Here is a 6,687-nt window from a genome sequence, read left to right as displayed (position 1 = left end):
TGGATGAGCATCGCGGGGCACTCCTGCCGTAGGTGGGGCGATGGAGTGATTAGGGGATAAAACCGGGAAATGCGCACCTGTCAGATCTGACAGGTGAAAACTATTTACGACGAGCGGTAATAGCTGCGGGTGCCTAAGCGTTCCAGTTCATTGACTTAGTCCTTTAAAAAGCAACGGACAAATGAATGCTCATTTGTCCGTTGCTTGTCAGCGATTGGCTTTGATCAGGTCCGTAACAGGACGCCGATACAGCCCACCCTGCCGTTGTCATTTGACCCATAAACAACCCCGTCTCCTGGGCGTAGCAACCAATGGGATCCCAATTGGTGTCTGTCAGCTACCCAGTAGAAGTCATAGGAATACCCACCTGGATCCCCTCCGTACACTGAGCGCAGTTTGTTGTAGTCGCCAATGGCTGGAAATTGGCCTCCAGCGTTGTTCACTGTTGCTGACATGGTTGCCAGGTTATGGCGGCCGCCCCCGTAATTGGCGATGTACCAGACGTTTTGAACAGAAACAGAATACGACGCCGTAGATCCTCGACTATCTGTAACGATCACGCGAGCACCGCCATTACGTACACCAATCACTCTCCCTGTTGAAACGTCGACCTGGAGATAGGCTGTATTGTCAGTGCTATAGCGATAGGGCGGTATGCCACCGCTGGCGCCTCGAGTTAAATAGGCTCCAGCGGGAGGATTGGTCACGGGTCTGTTGGTATGTCTGACCATGTATCCACTGAGATAAGCGGTGGATGTGTCAATGTACAACGGTGGAATGGGATCTCTTCTGAAATTTCGGGTATCGGATTTCTGGTTCGTTGACAGCGCTTTGACGTACACCGCATGTTCGCCAGTATCAATAGCGTGACTGGTTGTCCAGGTACCGTTTTGGCCGGTAGGCACGATCTGTTTCTCGCCGCCATTATCGTAAACCTGTACGTCATATAAGGGAGTGAACTTGCCCGTCAGAGTGACCGAGCTGTCATAGGTTCTTCCTCCCTCTACCAGTTCACCTCCTGAGTGCCTGATTGAGGTCAGCGTTATTGCGTCGTGCGGCTTGATAGTAAAGTTATGAACTGGTGACTCCAACTGATCACCATAAATCGCCCTGGCTTTGAGGGAGTATGTTGTACCCGTCAGATCAGTCAATGTAGTTGCGCCGACGCCATCACCGTCGAGGGAAACAGGCAAGCCAATAGTATTGGTGCCATTGTAAAGCTGCACCGATTGATTCGGATCTGCTGAGACGACCACTGCAATTTCGGTATCGTAGGTTGTTCCGTTATTGGCGACCGGCCCCAGTGAGTCATTGACCGCGGTAATACTGGGCCGGGTGGCGATACCAATGGTGAACGTTCGTGGCTGACTGATTGGCGGGTCGGCATCATACAAAGCCTCAACCGTTATGCTCTGCAAGCCTTCGAGCAAATCCCCAGTAGTCAACTCCCAGGTCCCGGGAGCGATGACATCGACTATGTCTTGTGGGGCGTTGTTGATCATGACGCGGACTTTTTCCCCCCGAGTGGCGGTACCCTGAGTTTTCACGCGCTTGTCGTAGGTCACGGTCGCTTCTGGAATCTCCTTGTCTTGCGGATCTTTCACACTGGTGATGATCGGTGTTACGTAGTCGTAGCGTGTGCGTATCGTCAAAGGCAGGTTCGGAAATTCGACTGCTGCATCCTCACTGCCATTGAATATCACCGAGCATGTCACGGTGGCTGGAGAGCTGTGGAGCAACTTCAGCACATCAGACCTGAGCAACGGTTCATTAAGCCCGGTGACGGCTTGCTCCTTGCTGATCCTATGTGTTTTGAGCACTTCGATGATGTGGACGCCGGTACTGGCACGACCTACAAGACTGAGATCCACGACTTGCCCTTCGGCAATGAAGGGCCACGGTTTGACCAGAATATCGGCGTCGCCGCTGAACTCCATCAGATCCAGAACGGCATTGACGGCTTGCGGAACTTCGGGCGCAGGCAAGTCTTTTTCCGGGTCCTGGAAACCCAGAATGTTCAGCGGCAATTCCTCTGATTGCGTCCATAACTTATGGCGCTGCACAGCGTATTTGACCGATACAGTGCTCAGGATGTTGGCACCCACCACAGAGGCGGGGAGGTGGAAGGTGACAGTGCCGTTAGCTTCGGCGGGTTTTTCGAGGTCCTCCGATGTTCCGGGGCCGGGCGTACCTGTCCATAACAGACGTAACTGATCCAGCTTCTCATCCATGGTGTCGTAGCTGCATTCGACATCGACACCGTTGAGCGCATCCATCGGATCAAGGGTGTCGTCGGAGGCCTGAATGACCACAGGCGGAAGCAGTCGACCCAGCGGAACCCCGACGATTACCCGCAACGGTGCTGAGTAACTGTATTTCCCGGTGGCGGCATGCAGCAGGGTGTAAATCACTGTGACCGGAAAGCCGATGTTGGTAGTCACGTATTGCGCATCCACCCGAAAGCGCGCGGTCTTGTCGATCGACAACTCAGTGATGGGTATGCTGCCTTTGGTTGAGCCATCAAAGGTGTAACCAATCCAGTGATACGTCAGCGTGTCGCCCTTCATCCAATTGACCGGTTTGATCAGCACATGGGCCTGGGTATACACCAGCGTCGGGTCGATCACGCCATCTTTGGCTTCCTCTACATCGGGGGCTGGTAGTGTGGCGGGGAGTGCGCGTACTTCGACCCGCAAAAAGTCAGACTCGCTGAGTCCATAATCGGCAGGATCGTCGTTGTACACCCGGTAATAGAGTTTGAGGCTGCCGTTGTTCAACGCGAGGATGTGCTCTTGCAACACAGTGATGTAAATACGCTTTGCCTCCTGATCGTTACTGCTGACGTCATACAGTTCCTCATACACATAGGCACTGCCGTCTGATTTCGTGCCTTCCCAGATCATGTTGATCGTGTCACCGGTTTTAAGGCTCGGGTAGGCAATTAATACGGTCGCTGTTTTGCTGTCCCCAGGCAAAATGGCGCCGATAACCTCTTCTATGACCGGCGCCGGCAACAGTGCCGGGTTGCCTATCACTTTGACGAAGGTGCGTTTGGAATAGAGCTTCGAGCCATCGCTTTTTTTGTGCAGTACATAGGAGCCATCGAGCGTTCCGGTGGCGAAGAGACTGACGAATGCAAAAGGGATCGGGAACTCGAGAATGTAGGGCAGATTGCCGACGGTGACTTCCTCGGTCAGAGTACGAGGCGCTGTTCCGGTGCCCCCGACACCGGCGACATTGATTACGATCGTGTCGCCCGTGGTGAACTCTTTATTGATTTCGAGGCGGATCAGCAGGTTGGTCGCCTGATGGTCCAGTCGATCGAGATGGAACTCGCCATCATCGGCATCTTCGAAAAAGGCCGGGTCCAGGCGAGCAGCACCGGCATCCACCTGAACCGTAGTCTCCTTCGACCATTTCTCGCACCAGTTCCAGACCTCATCATGGATTTCGTACCTGATCGGCAACGAATTGCCATCGCCGCCGGTCAGGATGTCACCGGGCGACGCGGTGATGACAATTTCTTGCGTGCCGTCGGCCTCGGCTTCTGTTACTACGTGCGGGGTCAGAAGAACACTGCCCCAGCGCACCCAGATGACATCGCGCAGCGTAATCTCTCGATAGCGCTTGATGGTTATGGGCACGCCCTTGCTCGACCATTCTTTGCTGACACCATTGTCGATGACATCCTGCGGCAACCCGACAATGTCGAGGTGTGAGTGCCAGGGAAGATGCTGCTCTTCATCCTCGCCTGCGGGCAAATTCAATTTGACCAACAGCGTCAATACGGCAGAAGGATTATCCGGCAGCGGTTCGCCTGAACGGGTCACCTGGCAATAACACTCGGAGTAACCGGGGGTAATTTCAGTGGTCGGGAGAAAGAAGAACAATCTTTCATCGACATCTTCGGGCTTTATTTTCAGTTCGAGAATGACGTTGCCGTTCCAGAAAATCTCGATTTCATCACCAGTCCCCATCCCGAGGTAAGGGTCGATAATACTGAATATGCCAGCCTCGGAATTTTCGAATGTTGCCAAGTTGATACCGCCGTCGCCATTCACAACCGGCTGAGTCATGTCAGCGATGTACACCGGATAGATTTGCAACGGTGTGACGCATAAGTCTCTGCGTGGGGGAAGTCGAAAAAGTCTGAAAGTAGTCATGAGCAACACCGCCTGAAAGGGAAAAAACGGGTGATTCCCTTTTAGTCCCATCGATTGCTCATTGACTACTGTCAGATCTGACAGGGGTAAGCGGTTTTCAGACGGACGGTCAGGTGCGGGAGAAGTCTGTTTATTCGGCGCCCGTCTGAGCACTGTTCGCTTCTGAGCGCAATCTGGCAGGGTCAAAAGGCGTACGGAATACTCACCTTCGCCCACAACATTTCCCCCTCCGGCCGGTTCTCCACATCAAACTCTTTGGCCCAGCGAATCTCCGCACTGGCGTACTTGAGAAAGGTGAAGTGCAGCGCCGGGCCAATCGCGAAGACCTTGCCGCGCACGCCGTCATCGACGTCCTGCCCGGCGAACTGCACGGTGTGGCCGAATTGTTTGTCGTCGGTGGTCTGCTTGAGGAAGTAGCCGTTGACGCCGAGCATCAGGTCGTCGGTGATCTTGTAGCTGGCGGAATAATCGAAGTGGAAAATCTGCCCGGACTTGTAATCGGTGTCCTTGTTCTTTTCGTTGAAGCTGTAAGTGGTCTTCATCGAGATTTCGGTGTTGTCGGTCGGCAACCAGGTGAACGAGAACAGCGGTTTGTAGGTGTGGAAATTGTTGCTGGTGTTGGCCAGCCGATCGACGCTGTATTCGCCGGTGGGCACGGTGACCTCCACGGCGGCGCCGAGGGTCAGGTTTTTGCCCATGTCCCACAGAATGATCGGCGCGAAGGTGGTATCGCCCATGCCTTCGCGGGTGTCGCTCAGGCCGAACACCGAGACTTCCTGCTTCAACCACGGCTGGGCGATGTAGCCCGCCAGACGTCCGCCGAATATCCGCACCGGGCTTAGATAATCGAGACGCGGAATCACCGCGGTGGATTCGATTTCGACATTCGGCACCTTGCCACCCAGCGAGCTGATGTTGAACCTGGTCGCCTTGTAATGGTTGTAGTAGAGGTTGAACGCGACCATGTTCTCCGGAAGGCTGTCGACTTCCAGCGGCAGCATGAAGAAACCGTCGGTGCCGGTGCCGATGTTGTCGACCCCGGCTTCGGTGGCCAGGGCGGGCAACGTCAGGGTGCAACCTGCGATGAAAAGGGCGAGCGGCAAGAAGGATGTTGCACGGTTCTGGCTCATGACTGTCCTCATTATTATTGTGATTGGGACCTGGTACCGGTCGCTCGGAGCGCCGGTACGCTAGAAATAAGCGTTTGGCGTACGTTGGGGCAGGGTATTGGCGGACACTGAGGGGGGCATCTGCGGACAGTCCGTAAACCTTGTGCTAACTTCCATCGACACAACCGGTTACAAAAATAACAATCAAGCGTGATCCGGAATGTCAGCCCCATGAACGTAAAAGTCCAAGACCCGACCTTCGAACTGGCGCTGGTCTCGCCGTTCCTCCTGCAAACCCTCGCCGAAGTCGTGCAGAACAGAGGAATCGATTCCCAGAGCCTGTGCCGTGGGCTGGGTTTCACCCTTGAGGATCTGCAGGATCCGGCGCAGCGGATTTCCTATCGCCAGGCCGTGGCGATGATTCAGCGCGCACTCAAAGTGCTGCCCAATCAGGGTTTGGGGCTGTGGGTCGGCGCGCAGAATGTACTCGGTACGCTGGGCCTGCTCGGGCACGTGTTGTCGCTGTGCAAGACCTTGCGCGATGCCTTTGCCCTCGGCATTCGTCACCAGCACACGTCGGGCGGCATCGTCGTTTCCAGCGTCGATGTGGTCGGCGGGCAGGTGCATCTCGATGCTGAATGCCGCTTGCCATTTGCCGACGTGCAGGTGTTTGCGGTCGAGGAGTTCTTCGCCAGTTTGCTGGTGTATGGCCGCGCACTGGTGGGGGCCGAGTTCAAGGCGATTGCCGTGGAATTTGTGCATGCCGCGCCGGATTACCTGGCCGAATATCACCGCCTGCTGGGGCCGGATGTACGCTTCGGTTGCCTGCACAATCGCATGCTGATCGATGGGCAATGGCTGGACGTGCACCTGCCTAATCATCATTCGCTGGCGTTGCGTCAGGCCGTTGCATTGCTGGAGCTGGAAGCAGCGCAGGTGCATCAGAAGCTCGATCTGATTCAAGCGGTGGAGCGGGCGATTGCCCGGGATTTGAGTAGCGGCAGTCACATTGAAAAGATTGCCGGCGATTTGAACATGAGCAGTCGCACGTTGCGCCGGCGTTTGACTGAGCATGCGTTGACGTTTGAGGCGTTGCTGGAGCAAGTGCGGCAGGCACGGACCTTGAGTCTGCTGGCCAATCCCGATATGCCGATTGAACGGATTACCGAAGAGGTGGGCTACAGCGATGTGCGCAGTTTCCGGCGGGCGTTCAAGCGCTGGACGGGGCTGAGCCCTAGCGCTTGGCGTAATGACGCTAACCCTCACCCCAGCCCTCTCCCAAAGGGAGAGGGGGCCGACCGCAGTGTCTTGCGTCATACATCGACCTGAAAGGTCTTTGTTGATTATGGATTCACCGATGCACGCTCAAGTCGGTGTAGATCTCTAATATCCCCCAATCAGTTCCCTCTCCCCCC

3 protein-coding genes are annotated in these 6,687 nt (G+C 55.3%); 1 reads left to right on the top strand and 2 read right to left on the bottom strand.

Annotated elements, in window-relative coordinates; genetic code table 11:
* Nucleotides 1–224: 224 nt before the first annotated feature.
* The gene (locus BMY54_RS14025; protein ID WP_139213407.1) at nt 225–4,076 is read right to left on the bottom strand and encodes an Ig-like domain repeat protein; all 3,852 of its coding nucleotides are present in this window, start codon (nt 4,074–4,076) and stop codon (nt 225–227) included.
* Nucleotides 4,077–4,345: 269 nt separating this feature from the next.
* Nucleotides 4,346–5,293 (bottom strand): SphA family protein, encoded by a 948-nt coding sequence (locus BMY54_RS14020; RefSeq protein WP_093433544.1) that lies wholly within the window; start codon nt 5,291–5,293, stop codon nt 4,346–4,348.
* 210 nt (nt 5,294–5,503) lie between these two features.
* Here BMY54_RS14020 and BMY54_RS14015 point away from each other — a divergent pair, with 210 nt between their 5' ends.
* Nucleotides 5,504–6,601, top strand: coding sequence for an AraC family transcriptional regulator (locus BMY54_RS14015; protein ID WP_093433541.1), 1,098 nt, complete (start codon nt 5,504–5,506; stop codon nt 6,599–6,601).
* The last annotated feature ends 86 nt before the right edge of the window (nt 6,602–6,687 follow it).

Source organism: Pseudomonas sp. ok266, from assembly GCF_900110195.1.
Lineage (GTDB): Bacteria > Pseudomonadota > Gammaproteobacteria > Pseudomonadales > Pseudomonadaceae > Aquipseudomonas > Aquipseudomonas neuropathica.
The sequence above is the reverse complement of the archived record's forward strand: the minus strand, read 5'-3'. Positions and strand labels throughout refer to the sequence as shown.